The following is a 16,730-nucleotide window of genomic DNA, read 5'->3' as shown; positions in this document are numbered from 1 at the left end:
AGCATGCAAGAGCGTATCAAAATCAATGTAAATATCGCCGAACGAAGCTACCCGATGACCATATCCAGGGAAGAAGAAGAATTTGTTCGTAGTGCCGTAAAAGATATTGCTGCGGCGATTAAAGATATCGAGTCAGCTTATGCCGTAAGAGATAAACAGGATGCGTTATCTATGTGCTTATTACAATATGTTTCTAGAAATAAAGCTATGCAAGCTGCTTATAAGCAAGAGGAAAAATTTTTACAAAACAGACTGGACGATTTATCTGGAAGGATACATTCGGCCTTGTGACGTTCTAAATTTCCATAACTAAAATAGCCTACATTGGTTTCTGGCTGAATTTGTAATCTCAACACCATTTAAACTCTTGAGTTAATGGTATTGTAAAAGCAGGCTGTATTGCATTTCAGATCCTTGAGCAATTCCTTAGCCAAAAATCCTGTTTATTTAGGGTTTTACAATTCCCATAAACCAATGTAGGTTTTTTTATGTAGAAATATTTATGGAAACAAATATAGTTTTTGTGCTTGCAGCGAGTTTTATTGCTGGCTTTCTTGCTCGCTACTTACTTGGGAAGAAATTTTTTTCAAAAAAACATCACCGTTTGTTTTTCGAGGCTGAGCAAGAGGCGCATAAAATCATTAAAGAGGCTCATCGAGAGGCTGAAACTATTCGAAAAGATAAGATTCTCCAGGCTAAGGAAAGATTTATAGAACTCAAATCTAAGCATGAAAAAGAAACACATCTTAGAGAAAAAAAAATCACGGATATAGAAAAACGAATATGGGATAAAGAACGAAAGCTCTCCGATGAAATCGCTCTTTACCATAAAAAGAATATTAATCTTCAAAACCAGGCGACAGATTACGAAAAACAACTACAAATCCTTAGTAAGAAGTACGAAGAAATTAAAAATATTTACTCGGAACAAGTAAAATCGCTCGAAGAAATTTCCCAGTATTCTGCCGACGAGGCACGTGAAAAACTTATTGAAACGCTTAAAGATGAGGCCAAAACAAAGGCACGAGCTTATATACAGCAGATTATAGAAGACGCACAGCTTACGGCTAAGGCTGAGGCTCGAAAAATCCTTATACAATCTATCCAGCGTATCGGAACTGAGCAAGCTATAGAGAATGCTGTATCGGTTTTTAACATCGAATCAGACGATATTAAAGGACGCATTATCGGCCGTGAGGGTAGAAATATTCGTACTCTTGAACAAGTTACCGGAGTAGAAATTATTGTAGATGACACCCCAGAGGCGATACTGCTTTCTTGCTTTAATCCTGTTCGACGTGAGATTGCGCGTCTGGCCTTGCAAAAATTGGTAGCTGACGGACGTATACATCCCGCACGGATTGAAGAGGTAGTTTCAAAGACCGAGAAACAAATAGAAGAGGAGATTATTGATAACGGTAAAAAAACTATGATCGATCTTGATATTCACGGCTTGCGACCTGAACTTGTTAAAATCGTGGGTCGCATGAAATACCGCTCTTCTTATGGGCAGAATCTCCTGCAGCACTCTCGTGAGGTGGCTCACCTTGCAGGTACCTTAGCCGCTGAGCTTGGTTTAAACGCGAAATTAGCCAAGCGCGCCGGTCTTCTGCATGATATTGGAAAAGTACCTGAGGCCGAATCTGAATTGCCACATGCTTTGCTGGGTATGCGTTGGGCTGAAAAGCACGGAGAGCACCCCGAGGTATGCAACGCTATTGGAGCGCATCATGACGAAATTGATATGAAAAGCTTAATTGCGCCGATCATTCAGATAGCCGATGCCATTAGCGGCGCTCGCCCCGGGGCGAGACGACAAAATCTAGAATCTTATGCCAAGCGCCTTAGCGATATGGAGGGTATCGCCTTGAGCTTTGAAGGTGTAAATAAATCCTTTGCCGTACAAGCCGGTCGGGAGCTTTGGGTTTTGGTTGAAAGTGAAAAAGTGGATGATCAGCGTGCTTTTCAGCTCTCCCAGGAGATCACCGATAGAATTCAGAATGAAATGACGTATCCTGGACAGGTAAGAGTGACGGTTATTCGGGAAACTCGTGCTGTGCAGATCGCGAGATAAAAATTTTTAATGGATCTTTACGATAAATTAACCTTTTGAATTTTTTGTAAATGCAAGGCGCACCGATCAGCTCGTTTATCGATAAGTATTTTCTGCATTTCAATGCCGCGACCCTTTTGGATGCTTCGATCGCTTATAAGCGGCACTTAAAAAAAGGTGGTAAAATGATGATTACCCTGGCCGGCGCTATGAGTACTGCTGAGCTCGGGAAGATTCTAGCTGAAATGATTCGGCAGAACAAAGTTCATATCATTTCATGTACCGGAGCCAATCTGGAAGAAGATCTGATGAATCTTGTCGCCCATACTTATTATAAGCGCGTTCCCCATTACCGTGACCTGAGTCCTGAGCAAGAACAGGTTTTACTTGAAGAGGGTTACAACCGTGTGACTGATACTTGTATTCCTGAAGAAGAAGCTTTTAGACGTCTTCAAGGACATATCTATAATATCTGGCAAGAAGCGCAGCTATCTTCAAAGCTATATTTTCCACATGAGTACATGTACCGGCTCTTACGAAGCGGCGTGCTGGAACCTTACTATGAAATCGATCCTAGAGAGAGCTGGATGCTGGCCGCCGCTGAAAAAAATATCCCGATAATCGTTCCTGGATGGGAGGACAGTACTATAGGAAATATTTTTGCTTCCTATTGCATTAAAGGCACTTTAAGTCCCAGTATTGTAAAAAGCGGTATAGAATATATGATGTATTTAGCCAGGTGGTATCAAAAAAATGCCCGGGACAGCAGCATAGGTTTTTATCAGATCGGGGGCGGGATTGCAGGAGATTTTCCTATATGCGTGGTACCTATGCTATCGCAAGATATGGAAGTCTATGATGTTCCCTTATGGGGTTACTTTTGCCAGATTTCTGATTCTACTACCAGCTATGGCTCTTATTCCGGAGCGGTTCCCAATGAAAAGATCACCTGGGGGAAACTCAGCGCGAGCACGCCTAAGTTTATCATAGAATCTGACGCCACTATCGTCGCACCTTTGATGTTTGCTTATATATTGGAGATGTGATAAAAGCAGAATATAAAATTATAGTTCACATTTTTTCTTTTGAATGCTTATATTGTGACGGTGAATAAATTTATTGTAGATGAATACCTATGATCTGGTTGTTATTGGTTCCGGACCCGGAGGTTATGTAGCAGCCATAAGAGCGGCGCAGCTTGGATTTAGAGTAGCTCTGATTGAGAAATATCCCACTTTGGGGGGAACTTGTCTGAATGTGGGTTGTATTCCTTCAAAAGCTCTTCTGGATTCTTCGGAGCATTATTATAACGCAAAAAAAAAGTTTGCCCCGCACGGTATTTTTGCTGAAAATATTTCGCTAAATTTCTCTCAAATGATTTCGCGAAAAAACCAGGTGATCTCCCAAACTTGTGAAGGGGTGAAATACCTGATGGACAAAAACAAAATCACCGTTTATAAAGCAACAGGTGCCTTTAAGAGTAAAAATATACTCTCTCTGCAAACCCCAGAGGGAGCCTCTGAAGAAATCGCTTTCAAAAACGCTATTATCGGTACCGGATCAAAACCGGCGGAGCTTCCTTTTTTGAAGGTAGATAAAAAACGAGTTATTAGCTCTACTCAAGCTCTTTCTTTAAGTGAAATCCCTAATTCTCTGATCATTATCGGAGCAGGAGTTATTGGCTTGGAGCTGGGCTCTATATACAACCGCCTGGGCACTGAGGTTAGAGTCATCGAGTTTCTTGAGAGAGTTACTCCTGCTTTAGATACTTCTTTAGCAAAAGAACTTGAGAAAACTCTAAAAAAATCCGGTATTTCTTTCCATCTCTCCACCTCTGTTACCGCAGCTCAAGTAAATGAAAGGAAAGTTAAAATTTCAGCGCGTGCGAAATCCGGGGAAGAATTCTCCTTCACTTCCGATTATGTTTTGATGGCCATTGGAAGAAATCCTTATACCACAGGACTTGGGCTTGAAAATCTAGGGATTAAAACCGATGATAGAGGTTGTATCGCTGTAAATGAAAAATTGCAAAGCGCCTGTGAAAACGTTTATGCCATAGGAGATGTCATCGGTGGGGCTATGCTAGCTCATAAAGCAAGCGAGGAGGGAGTTTTTGTAGCAGAACAGCTTGCCGGACAAAAACCTCATATCAATTATGATTTGATCCCATCTGTAGTTTATACCTGTCCTGAAGCAGCGGCAGTTGGAAAAACCGAAGATCAATTGAAATCCGACGGAATCTCTTATAAGTCCGGAATGTTTCCTATGCGTGCCTTAGGACGCGCGCGCATCAGCGGAGATTTGGAGGGATTTGTAAAAATATTGGCTGATAAAAATAGCGACAAGATTCTGGGTGTGCACATCTTAGGAGCTCGCGCTGCCGATATGATCATGGAAGCAGTCACCGCTATGGAGTTTGAAGCTGCGGCTGAGGATATCGCCAGAATTTCACACCCACACCCTACTTTTACCGAAGCTCTTCACGAGGCGGCTCTTGCCGCTGTTGAAAACAGGTCTCTGCACGTTTAGGATTTTTTCTCAGAGGGCTCTTCCGGGCTTTTTTGTATTCTTTTCGCATTGAGTAACTCTACGATGAGGGAAAAAAATATGGCGAAATATAAATAGCTTCTGGGAATGCTTTTTACATCGTACCCATTTACATTCCATTTTCCAGCCTGAGATGCTTCTGAAAGCAGCATCAAGCCTATCAACATCAAAAAACACAATCCCAGCATTTGCAGCGAGGGATACTTATGTATAAAATGGCTCACCGTCTCGGAGAAAAAGAGCATCACCCCTATAGTAACAACAATAGCCAGGGCCATAAGCAAAAGTCCTCTCTGACCAAAACCTTCCGGTGGATTTTTAAGACTGATCAGACCTATAGCCGTGAGCAAGCTGTCTATTGAAAAAATCATGTCCAATAAGACAATTTGCGCGATAACCCCTCTAAAAACCGGAGATTTCCTCTGAAAAGAGGTCTTCCCTTGACCGGATAAGTTCGTTACTTTATAACGAATTTCCTCAATGCTTTTATAAATAAGAAACAAGCCGCCAAGTAGCAGAATCATGTTTTGACCGCAGATATGTCCGCTAAATGAACTACTTTCAAAGTAAAACCAGGCCTTTCTAAGGCTCAAGATCCACGAAATAGAAAACAAAAGTGCCAAACGGAACGCCATAGCCAGTAGAAGCCCCAGACGGCGCGCTTTTTTTTGTTGATTTTCGGGAAGCTTTCCCGAAAGAATGGCTAAAAATAATATATTATCAATGCCCAGTAGAATTTCGAGCAAAATAAGCGTAATAAGCGCGACCCATGAAGCCGGATAGCTAAAGAGCTCCCACATAAGGTTTTATTTTTTGCAAATGTAATAAAATAACGAAAAGCTATTTTTTTATAGATCTTCCGTGAATTTAAAATTTTCATACCCTTCATTTACATTTTCTCTTGACCTTGCACGGTTTTACCGCGCATACTTGGTATGTCATCAATACAAAAGCCATCGCCATTTCTATACTATGTAATAGTCTTGGCAACGGAATTAGTATGTCTATTTTCAGATAAAAGATGTTCCTCCAGAGATAACAGACAAAGAAATTCGCTCAACCCCATCGGAGAATATTGATCTACTTGCACTAAATGTGCTTTTTTACGCTGTAAAGGTATCGAATATATATTTAGAATTCTACTGTTTTTCGGAAAAATCTTCATTTTCAGCTTTTCTCAAATCACTATTTTTTAAAATCTTTTAAATTCTATGACTTGTTCCTTGTAATAGCAAGGTTCCTTATTATTAGATTTGATATGGTGGAAAGCAGATAGATCATTTCTCCCATAATTTGTGTTTTTTTTTATAAAAAGATCCTGTAAGTTTTTATCTTTAATTTCATATCATAGTATTCATCAAGATAAAAATCGAAATATTTAACTCTATTTCTTTTGGGCTTATTTTAGTTGATCAGATTCTCAGAGATTTTTCCATTTGTCATAGATGAATGTCTATTTTCGGGAGAGTCCTTTAATATATCTAGGAGCTATAAAATAGATTATGTATTTAACTGTAAATCTACACGATTTGCATGTATATAATCATTGCCATTTTCGGAAACTTTTAATACAATTCTCTTCTCGGATGCTGAATGTCCTTTTTCATTGATTTTATAAAGATCATTATTTAAGATTAGAGCTGATACACGTTAGTCATAATATCTAATAGTAATCTTATGGAGATTATCATTATGATTATTTATATTAAAAACTGCGCTAACGAGCTACCTTGCCCTATCTTTTGATTGTGACTCGTGACTCCGAAAGAGATAAGATCGCAGTTGAGAATAAGATTATTCTATAGGACAAGCTGCTTAAAGCTGCTTAAAGAAGCCTATACTTAGATGGGTGTGTGTACTATTCTTTAAAAAAGAAGTATTACCTATTATAATCTCCAGTGGTTCTTATATAGTTAGACCTCTTTTTAGGATATTAGGTAATATTCTTTTAATAAAATTTACATAATGTTATATAGTAATGATTTTATATAAAAAGATGTTATCTTGATTAGAATTCATATGCTCAACATTTATAGTTGTAAAGCGAACATTAATTTTATCTTTTATGGGATACTCTCCATTTTTTATCCCCCTTATAATCGTAATGACATTCTTGATGCGAAAGAAGCTGTTATTTTTAGAAATCTAGGCACAAAAAGTACCTCCGGACCCGTCGGTTCTTCCGGGTTTTTAATCTCTCTGGGGTTTGGTTCTCATGCCTATTTGAGCCTGAAAGGACGCCGAGGTGAAGGGAATCGCTAATAAAAATTCTTTAGTTTTATGTTATTATATTTATAATCTACAGTATAAATATATTATCATTATTCAGAGTTATAGGTTCATATTCTAAATAGTATGCAAATGAGTTGAATAAAATTCAAACACTTACTCTCTCTTCATAAGTAGCTTGCTTCCTTATCAATCGAAATATGCATCTTAATTTTATAAAGCTTAGAGCCATTTGCTTTTGAGCAGTTGATAAGAAACAGGATCATCCGGACAAGGTCCGATGCCGAAAATCAGAAGCGTGGTGAAAAAATTCGCCAAAGTCAAAAAAAACAACAAACCAAATAGCGTTTTTATAAAGCCTTTCAAGCCCTGCGCTGAGATAAAATGTTCTTCCCTTGTGGCTTTTAATCTTTTTCCGTCAAGTAAAAGCAAAGCGATAATCAAAATCGAAACGAAAAAGATTAAAAGCACCCAGATATAGAGATGAAGTCCGAAAACAGGCGCGCCATACCCACCGACGGTGTGGTACAAATATGCAGTAATAATGCTCTATGGAGATGCAATCTCCTAAAAGAGCGTCTTATAATGGAAATACGTAATGTGCAGAGTTTACGATGTATCGTACATTGAGAGCTAACCCAAAAGTCACGCCGATGATATCCATACGTTGCATCAAACAGAGAGGGCAGTGGAGCTCGTTATAAATGAACTGAACCGCGTAAGCTCCCAAATGAATAAAACAAAGAATAAATATCCCGAGAAGATTGATGATAATGGTGCTTTTTTCATAGATTGATCTTAAAAAATAAAGATGTATTAAAATTACAGCTTGAGCTTACCAGCCATAATAAAACAGTAAAAACAGAAGTCCCATCATAATAAAAAAAAATAAGATATTATATCATATAAAAATATGACTTCACTTATCATTATACATATTAAATATGTTATAATTTTTTCGGAAAAATATAGTTTCAATTCATATAAATATTTAAAATTATAAACCTACAGTAATTTTTATAAAAAAAGAGACGTGGATGAACATGTAGAATTGACACAATGGAAAACTAGATTTCAAGAGGAGTTGCAAAAAGTTTATTCTCAAGCAAGGGAACGTGAGGAGATCTTTTTTTTGACCGCTACGCATGTACTGCAGCTTAGCAAAACCGAGCTTCGCATGGCTCTTTTCGAAAAAAGAGCGCTTCGATCTGCCCAGAGTAGAAGCTTTGAATATCTACTGAGCGAACTAAAAAATTATAAACCCATACAATATTTATTAGGTGAGACCTTTTTTTATAATATACATCTCAAGCTAGATGAAAATGTGCTGATCCCGCGAGCTGAAACCGAAGAGCTTGTTCATTGGATACTTCTGGAAATTTCCTCGATCTCAAGGCCGCGCATTTTAGATATAGGAACGGGAAGCGGGTGTATAGCCCTGAGTTTAAAAAAACAACTTCCCCAATCGGAAATTTATGCGATCGATAGCTCTTGTGGGTCCATTAAATGCGCACAAAAAAATGCTCATTTACATGATTTGCACGTACATTTTATTCAGACAGATATCTTAAAAAAGTTTCCTGAGAATCTACCCTTATTCGATGTTATCGTAAGCAATCCGCCCTATGTGCGTCCTTCTGAAAAAGATTTGATGTCTAAAAGCGTATTAAAATATGAACCTGAGACGGCGCTTTTTGTCACTGAAGAACATCCTTTAATTTTCTACCAAAAAATTTCCACCTGGAGCTTAAGTAAGCTCGCTCGGCAAGGAGCGCTATACTTTGAAATCAATCAATATTTATCAGAAGAAATCCTTGACTTGCTTAAAAAATCGGGATATAAAAATCCCCAACTTAAAAATGACATGCAAGATGCGGCGCGCATGGTTAAAGCCATTTCGCCTAATTTTTAGGCTTCGGATTCTTTTTTAAGAATCACGACTCGAAAGGGGTAAGAAACTTCAATATTTTCTTCATCAAAGTGCTTCTTGATGAATTTTAGCATCTTCCATTTAGAGTTAGTGATTTGAAATGATCTTCACACCGGAAAAAAAGATTCTAAAATTAGAAATTTTGTCTGATTCATTGATATTTATATCTTTATTTGGGTATTCATTTTCTTCACTTCCTATAGGACAAGATCGATATCTGATGTACGGTCAATTCCGGCATTGACAGCTTGTTTAACGTGTTTATTAACTGCCACCGCTGACGATCCTTTCGTTTAATTTACTCTCGAAACTTACGAATAGGTTATCTGCTTTGAAAACTACGCAGGATTATATGAAAGAGCGTATTACGCTTTGCGTAACCTTCCGCGTCTACCTAAAATCTATTACATATCCGTTCGATAAGGCGGAGATATTAACAAAGAAGCGTTCCTGGATAAATTCAGAAAAAATATTATTCTCTGACAAGGTATGTAATGGATGTCAATATGGTTGAGCCCATTAATAATATTATCACCTACGCTTTTTTATTTCGGAATAAACTGAAAAATGATCTTCTAAAGATATAAAAAACCACAAAACCCATGGTTTTCTTAAAAAGAAAATTTAGTATGATCCATTTTGTTTATAGAACACTTCGGTGAAACTATTGTTTAAAAAAACCATTTATCATCACATCCTGCGGCTATGTAATAAGGATTTTTCTTGGGTTGATTCACCGTTAGCCGATTAATAATCAATTTATTAAGATTCATATTCGACTTTTTTAGTAAAAGTCTAAAAAATAAGTTATCCTAAGCTTAGGATAGATCTCTTTATCTTTGATGTTAAAGTACTGTCTTTATGGATGAAAGATATATCCTAGATAAAATTAACACACTTTGTAAAGAACTCTCTGATCACAACTATAGATATTATGTACTGGATCAACCCGTCATATCCGATAAAGCTTTTGATATAAAAATGCGTGAGCTTGCCGATTTGGAAGATCAATACCCTCAATTCAAAGATCCAAGCTCTCCTACGCAAAGAGTGGGAGGGGGGCTAGTAAAAATTTTTCCCACCTTTACTCATTCACGTCGGATGTACTCACTCGAGAACGCCTACAGCCGACAAGATCTCATGGAGTGGGAAAAACGTGTTCTAAAAAAGCTCGAGAACGTCCCCTCTTATGTTTGCGAACTTAAATACGACGGGGTTTCCATCAGTCTTTTCTATAGAGAAGGCAGGCTTCATCGCGCCGTTACGCGTGGAGACGGGTATCAGGGCGATGAGGTAACATCTAATGTACGTACTATACGCTCTGTACCGTTAGAACTCCGGGGAGAATTTCCCGACGAATTTGAAGCGAGAGGCGAGATCATCCTTCCTTTGAAAGGATTTGAAGCAATGAACCAAAGACGCCTGAAAAAAGGAGAGGATCTATATGCTAATCCGCGAAATACCACCAGCGGTACCCTTAAGTTACAAGACAGTGCAGAGGTGGCTAAAAGACCGCTGGACTGCCTTGTTTATGAAATTAAAGGCGAGGATCTTTTATTTTCTACGCAACATCAAGCTCTTGAAAAGGCTAGAGAATGGGGCTTTAAAGTTCCTCACGAAGGGAAACTCTGTAAAAACATCACTGAAGTTTTTGACTTTATAGATCGTTGGGAAAAAAAACGCCAGCAGCTCCCTTATGAAACCGATGGCGTAGTGATTAAGATTGATGCTTATGAGCAACAAGCTTTATTGGGTTATACCGCCAAATCTCCTCGCTGGGCTATAGCTTATAAATTTCAGACTGAGTGTGTTTGTACCGAGCTTCTTGACGTGAGCTTTCAACTTGGACGCACAGGCGTCGTCACGCCCGTTGCGCATCTCAAACCCGTAAAACTTGGGGGAACTGTCGTTAAAAGAGCTTCTTTGCATAATGCAGATATCATTCAAAAGCTCGATGTGCATTATGGCGATTGTGTTTTTATAGAAAAAGGAGGTGAGATTATCCCGAAAATAGTAGCGGTTGCCATTGATAAAAGACCTAAAGAAGCCAGAGTTGTGAAATATCCTAATGAATGTCCCGCTTGTGGCGCAAGCTTGATTCGAAACCAAGGGAAAACAGCCCGTTATTGCTTTAACGAGGAGGGTTGTCCCCCGCAGATTATAGGAAAAATCGAGCATTTTGTAAGCCGAAAAGCTATGAATATTGAGAACTTAGGGGAAGAGACTCTCGCTTTATTTTATAAAGCGGGTTTACTTAAAAATATAGCTGACTTATATGAATTAACTGATTATCAAATACTTACTATTGATCGCATAGCTGAAAAATCGGCGCAGAATATTCTTCAGGGCATTAAGCAATCCAAGAGCAGATCTTTTGAGCGGGTACTTTATGCCTTGGGTATTCGTCATATAGGTGAAAATCTGGCACGTAAGTTGGCTTACCATTTTACAAGTATAGATGCCATTCAAAATGCTACTTATGAAGAGATGATCGCTCTTCGGGATGTAGGAAGCAAGATCGCTGAGAGCGTGCAGTTCTATTTTTCAAAAACCCGGCACCTCGAACTCATCAAAAGACTTAGAGAAGCTGGCTTGAATTTTCAAATAAAAAACTCTGAATTTTCTGAAAATAAAGGACTTCTAAGTCAGAAAACCTTTTTGTTTACCGGAAAACTCTCTTGCCTCACCAGAAAAGAAGCCGAGCAAACGGTTCTCAGTCAAGGCGGAACGATACTCAAGGGAGTGAGCAAAAAGCTTGATTATCTCGTGGTGGGTGAAAACGCAGGTTCAAAGCTTCAAAAAGCCAGGCTTTTGGAGAACATTGAAATATGGACTGAATCGAAATTCCTGGAAACTCTTGAAGCGTATATCGATTCTGATGCTAAATAGGTTATGAAAATAATTTTTATACTGATTTATTCTATAAATAAATCTTATAAAGAATAGCTCTGAAAAAATTCTTCGATGGATGAAAGATGCTAAAATAGAAAGTTATGCAGGTCACTAGGATAAGAATACCGGCTTATTGAAACGAATTTACTTAAGTGAACTTATTAAAAGAGCTAAAAAACTGGAAGATCCTCAAGGTAAAAATCACCCTACCCATTTTTTGGCCGGTAGATACCACTAGTGAAAATTCTTTGAAGGCAAGTTTGCAAGGACTTAAAGCCCGGGAAGATTGGGAAAAAATCTTTTACGGGAGATTACGATATGCATGATATGATTATTTTTCCTAGTGGAAGACCGTGAACGGCAATGAGTTTTAATGAAAAACTCCATATATTATAGAAGAAAAATATATTATTGAGCTTATCAACGAATATATCGCTATGAGCAATCCTGATTTTCATCATCAGTTTGACGTAAAGTCTCACAATGTAATTCATCATGGCGCGCAGGTAAATTTTATTTCCTATATAGGATCAATAAACTTGATAAAGTAAAGGTTGATAAAGGTTTTATAGACGCACGATTGCCCAGCCCGGAGAGTTTCCACTAGCGTCGATCAATAAAGGAAAGTGGTCATATTATAGAGAATCTCACTCAGCTGCGGAAATCTTATAAAAACTGTGGAGAGAATATAAAAGAGAGTTAGAATCCGGAGGGGTTTGGTAAAGCATAAAGCTATTATTGATGATCCTGATATGGTATATTTCAAAAGAACAGCTAATAATCTTTATGACAAAGGATTTAAAGATCATAGCAGAACTCTTATAGCGCTTCAAAAAAGAAATAGTAACTTTTTTAATATAAGGTTCAGTCCATATTTGAAAACTCGATCACGCCATTCTAAATGACCAGAACTTTCTTCAGTTGAGAAAATTGAAACTCTCTCTGCCATCTCTGTTAACGCAACTCAAAAGCCACATCAGAAATTTTCAATCAGAATTCAGGGACTATCCTTAAAGGAATTAAAAATCAAAACTTTCCCAACATTAGTCTCTTAGGAATAAGAGGATTAATTAATCCAGAGATCAAACCCTCGTGAAGAAAAAATCCGACAAAGATCATGCTCTACCAGATCGTAAAAAAAAACACTTTAATATTCCTAAAAGGCCATTTCCACTGTATTGCGAAGCAAATCCTGAAAAGTTTCTCTTTTTCGTATCAGATGATCTTGGCCTTTATAGAGCATTACCTCCGCCGGACGGTAACGGGAATTGTAATTGGAAGACATGCAAAAGCAATAAGCGCCAGCATTTCTAAAGCATAACACGTCCTCTTCATGAATTTCATTGATTTGCCGGTTTAAACCAAAAGTATCTGATTCGCATATATACCCCACCACATTATATAAACGTAGTCGACCTGAAGGATTGGAAAGGTTTTCTATATGGTGATAGGCATTATAGAACATTGGACGTATAAGATGATTAAATCCTGAATCTACACAAGCAAAAACCGAAGAGGTGGTTTGTTTGACAGCATTCACGTTGGCTAGGAAATAACCCGACTGGCTTACGAGAAATTTTCCAGGTTCAAAAACCAAGCAGAGTTCTTTTCCGTATTCGTTACAGAAGTTTTTAAATTTTTTGCCCAGTAATTTCCCCAACTCATAAATATCGGTTTGTACGTCTCCCTCTTTATAAGGAACTTTAAAACCGCTGCCAAAATCTATGTATTCCAGATCCTGAAATTCCCGCGCCGCTTGAAACAAAATATCAGCACCTTTAAGAAAAACTTCCACATCTAAAATATCAGAACCTGTATGCATGTGAAGACCCTCCACTCTGAGGCCGGTGATTTCGATTATTCGCTTGATATGAGCTAATTGATAATAAGAAATTCCAAATTTTGAGTCTATATGACCAACGGATATTTTTTCGTTTCCTCCCCCAACGATATGTGGGTTGATTCGAATACCTATGGGATAAGAGGAGGAAAAATCTTGTCCAAAATGCTCTAGCACGGAAAGGTTGTCTATATGAATTCGAACGCCCAGTTCCTTGACTTTTTTGATCTCAGTCGAGGAAACGCCATTGGGTGTATAAATGATATCTTCGGGTTTAAATCCGGCCAGAAGGCCGAGCTCTACTTCCTGAATGGAAACCGTATCAAGACCACTACCCTTTTCTTTAAATAGCTTTAGTATATTCAGATTGGTATTGGCCTTGCAGGCGTAATGTATACTGAGTTTTCTCACGCTCGAGAAGGCCTGGATCATTTTATCGTACTGATCGATCATTTTTTCTGCCTCATATACATATAAAGGAGTTCCATATTTTTTTGCTACGCCTTGCAAATGCTTTATATCTGGAAAAAGGCGCGCATGCACAGAGAGATCAGATTTTTTCATGCGTTTTTTTAAGTTCTTACCGAGAATTTGGTGACCTCAGGCATCATCAAAAGACAAGTTGTAAAAATAATGAATTTATTCAAAGGCTTTCTTTTTTTAGTAATGCTCTATCGATAACTTCTTTTATCTCTTTTACATAATGAAAAGTCAGGTCTTCAAGATAATCCTTTTTGATACCGAAGATATCTTTTTCATTATCCTTTGAAAGAATAATCTCTTTAATGTAGGAGCGTTTGGCTGCGAGTATTTTTTCTTTAATACCCCCTACAGGCAAAACTTTTCCGCGTAAAGTGATTTCACCGGTCATCGCCAGGTAAGGTTTAACTTTCCTGCCTGTATAGCTTGAAACTAAAGAAGTAAGCATAGTGATACCTGCCGAAGGACCATCCTTGGGAACGGCCCCTTCGGGAACATGTATATGAATATTTTGCTCTTCAAAGAGTTTAAGATCTATCCCGAATTCTTCATGATGTGCTTTAATGTACTGTAAAGCAATAGTAGCGGATTCTTTCATGACTTCGCCGAGATTTCCGGTGATACTTAGTACTCCTTTCCCCTTGGATAATATAGATTCGATATAAAGGATATCACCCCCTATACTGGTCCAGGCCAATCCCGTGACTACTCCGAGAACGCTGTTTCCCTCGTAACGCTCAGGATCTTGGGGAATACCTAGTATTTTTTCTATATGTTCTATGCTTAGGCGTTTTGAAAAATCTTGCTCGGTGGCGATATTCTTAGCAACATGACGTGCCAATTTGGCAAGCTGTTTTTCCAAAGCTCTTACTCCTGACTCACGGGTATAACTTTCAATAATTTTTTCAACTTGTTTATTACCAAGTAGTAAGTCGGTTTTTTTTAAACCATGCTCCTTAAGTTGCTTGGGCAAGAGGTGCTTACGGGCGATTTCAACTTTCTCTTCAATAGTATAACCATTTATTTCAATGACTTCCATACGATCCAATAAAGGAGATTGTATACTCGAGAGTGAGTTGGCCGTTGCGATGAACATTACCTTAGAAAGGTCGTAACCTAATTCTAAAAAATTATCATAAAAGGATGTATTTTGTTCTGGATCCAGCACCTCAAGCATAGCCGATGAGGGATCTCCATGAGCACCCTGCCCTATCTTATCTATTTCATCCAGCACGAAAACAGGGTTAGAGGTTTTAGATTTTTTAATCGACTGTAGCAAGCGTCCGGGCATGGCACCTATATAGGTACGACGATGTCCGCGGATTTCAGCTTCATCGTGCATACCCCCCAGGGAAATCCGAACGTATTTTCGCTTGAGGGCTGCCGCGATAGATTTACCTAAAGAAGTTTTACCTACCCCTGGGGGGCCGTAAAAACACAGAATAGGTGAGCGCATGTCGGCGCGCAATTTCAGCACGGCCAGATGCTCAATAACACGTTCTTTTACTTTTTCAAGACCTGAATGATCTCTGTCAAGAATTTTTTGCGCACGGGCCAGGTCGAAATGATCTTTAGAATACTTCTGCCAGGGCAGATCAAGCATCAAATCTATATAATTGCGCTGTACAGTATATTCAGGCATTTGCGGATTACTACGCTGTAGCTTTAAAAGCTCTTTTTCAAACTGCTCGGAAGCTTCCTTAGACCATTTCTTGCGCGCACCCTTAAGGCGCATTTCCCCGATTTCTTTTTCATAAGAGATATCCCCAAGCTCTTCTTGTATAGCTTTAATTTGCTGTTGAAGAAAATATTCGCGCTGTTGCTGATCCATATCACTTCGAACACGCGATTGAATGTCGTTTTTAAGACGTACTTGTTGGTGTTCTATACTTAAAAAACGGTAAGTCTTCACCGCTCTCTTTTTTAAATCATTCTCACTTAAGAGGCTTTGTTTTTCTTTAATAGACAAGCCCATGTTCCCGGCTATAAAATTGATCAGAAAAGAGGGACTTTCAATATTACGCAAGGCAAAGTTTGCTTCTGAAGGAATATTAGGATTTTCTTGTATGATCTTAATGGCCAGATCTTTTATGGATTCCACCAAAGGAGCATACTCTTTATCCTCGGAAGGAGCCTTGAGCTCTTGTAAGGGAAGGATTTCGGCTTTAAAATAGGGTTTTTGCTGGATAAATCGTTTGATTTGAAACCTGCGTTTGCCCTGGAGGATTACAGTAGTACTGCCATCAGGCATTTTGAGAAGCTTAAGGATTTTAGCGACCGTTCCTGTGTTGTGCAGATCCTTTTCAACAGGATTGTCGACATTTATATCCTTCTGTGTAAGAACTCCTACGGTTTTATCCGTGCGGTAGGCATCCTGAAGAAGCTGTATAGAGCGACTACGACCTGCAGTAATGGGAATGACCACTCCTGGAAATAAAACCACATTGCGTACGGGCAATATAGAAAGATTTTCAGGGACGTTATCTTTAAGTAACTGTTCTTCTTCATCCTGATTCATCAATGGAATAAATTCTGCCTCGGATTCGAAACCCGATTCTAAAAAATTTCTTATTAACATAGTTAATCTTTAGTTCCTGGTATACAAATGATGCCGGCTTGACTTTGTTTTATATAAATCCCGTCTTTACTTAACTTAACGATAGAGTGTTTTCGCACCTATAAGGTAAGTTTTTAATTACTGAAAAGATTTTAATAATACTATTTGCTCTAGAAACGTCTTAAGGTATCTTACTTGACAA

Annotated in this window: 12 protein-coding genes; 7 read left to right on the top strand and 5 right to left on the bottom strand. The window is 38.4% G+C overall.

The window, feature by feature from the left end; genetic code table 11:
• Window positions 1-3 precede the first annotated feature (3 nt).
• From CS842_RS01930 to lpdA, 4 genes are all read left to right on the top strand, one after another.
• Window positions 4-291, top strand: a complete 288-nt coding sequence (locus CS842_RS01930) for a cell division protein ZapA (RefSeq protein WP_103327229.1) — start codon at window positions 4-6, stop codon at window positions 289-291.
• A gap of 211 nt (window positions 292-502) precedes the next feature.
• Window positions 503-2,074, top strand: a complete 1,572-nt coding sequence (rny, locus tag CS842_RS01925) for a ribonuclease Y (RefSeq protein WP_103327228.1) — start codon at window positions 503-505, stop codon at window positions 2,072-2,074.
• Between the two features lie 50 nt (window positions 2,075-2,124).
• Entirely contained in the window at window positions 2,125-3,099 is a 975-nt protein-coding gene (locus CS842_RS01920; RefSeq protein ID WP_103327227.1) for a deoxyhypusine synthase family protein, read from the top strand.
• A gap of 79 nt (window positions 3,100-3,178) precedes the next feature.
• Window positions 3,179-4,582 (top strand): dihydrolipoyl dehydrogenase, encoded by a 1,404-nt coding sequence (gene lpdA, locus CS842_RS01915; RefSeq protein ID WP_103327226.1) that lies wholly within the window; start codon window positions 3,179-3,181, stop codon window positions 4,580-4,582.
• Here lpdA and CS842_RS01910 read toward each other — a convergent pair.
• The 3 genes from CS842_RS01910 to CS842_RS07780 all read right to left on the bottom strand — a co-directional run bounded on the left by CS842_RS01910 (window position 4,579) and on the right by CS842_RS07780 (window position 7,598).
• Window positions 4,579-5,400: a TerC family protein gene (locus CS842_RS01910; RefSeq protein ID WP_103327225.1), complete on the bottom strand. Its 822-nt coding sequence runs from the start codon at window positions 5,398-5,400 to the stop codon at window positions 4,579-4,581. The genes lpdA and CS842_RS01910 overlap by 4 nt on opposite strands.
• A 1,651-nt stretch (window positions 5,401-7,051) precedes the next feature.
• Window positions 7,052-7,360, bottom strand: coding sequence for a hypothetical protein (locus CS842_RS01895; RefSeq protein ID WP_103327222.1), 309 nt, complete (start codon window positions 7,358-7,360; stop codon window positions 7,052-7,054).
• A 49-nt stretch (window positions 7,361-7,409) separates the two neighbouring features.
• Window positions 7,410-7,598, bottom strand: a complete 189-nt coding sequence (locus CS842_RS07780; RefSeq protein WP_430537312.1) for a disulfide bond formation protein B — start codon at window positions 7,596-7,598, stop codon at window positions 7,410-7,412.
• Between the two features lie 264 nt (window positions 7,599-7,862).
• Between CS842_RS07780 and prmC the strand changes: the two genes are divergently transcribed.
• The 3 genes from prmC to CS842_RS06800 all read left to right on the top strand — a co-directional run bounded on the left by prmC (window position 7,863) and on the right by CS842_RS06800 (window position 11,977).
• Window positions 7,863-8,741 (top strand): peptide chain release factor N(5)-glutamine methyltransferase, encoded by an 879-nt coding sequence (gene prmC / locus CS842_RS01890; RefSeq protein ID WP_103327221.1) that lies wholly within the window; start codon window positions 7,863-7,865, stop codon window positions 8,739-8,741.
• A gap of 879 nt (window positions 8,742-9,620) precedes the next feature.
• Complete coding sequence (ligA, locus tag CS842_RS01885) at window positions 9,621-11,648, top strand: NAD-dependent DNA ligase LigA (protein ID WP_103327220.1); 2,028 nt, start codon at window positions 9,621-9,623, stop codon at window positions 11,646-11,648.
• Window positions 11,649-11,803: 155 nt separating this feature from the next.
• Window positions 11,804-11,977, top strand: a complete 174-nt coding sequence (locus CS842_RS06800; RefSeq protein WP_195909829.1) for a hypothetical protein — start codon at window positions 11,804-11,806, stop codon at window positions 11,975-11,977.
• A gap of 830 nt (window positions 11,978-12,807) precedes the next feature.
• Here the strand turns inward: CS842_RS06800 and lysA are convergent.
• Complete coding sequence (gene lysA, locus CS842_RS01875; protein WP_103327218.1) at window positions 12,808-14,055, bottom strand: diaminopimelate decarboxylase; 1,248 nt, start codon at window positions 14,053-14,055, stop codon at window positions 12,808-12,810.
• A 79-nt stretch (window positions 14,056-14,134) separates the two neighbouring features.
• Window positions 14,135-16,549: an endopeptidase La gene (gene lon, locus CS842_RS01870; protein ID WP_103327217.1), complete on the bottom strand. Its 2,415-nt coding sequence runs from the start codon at window positions 16,547-16,549 to the stop codon at window positions 14,135-14,137.
• Window positions 16,550-16,730 lie beyond the last annotated feature (181 nt).

This window comes from Bacteroidetes bacterium endosymbiont of Geopemphigus sp. (assembly GCF_002904345.1).
Taxonomy (GTDB): domain Bacteria; phylum Bacteroidota; class Bacteroidia; order Flavobacteriales; family Blattabacteriaceae; genus GSPS2-BC2016.
This window is presented reverse-complemented; position numbering and strand designations above follow the sequence as displayed.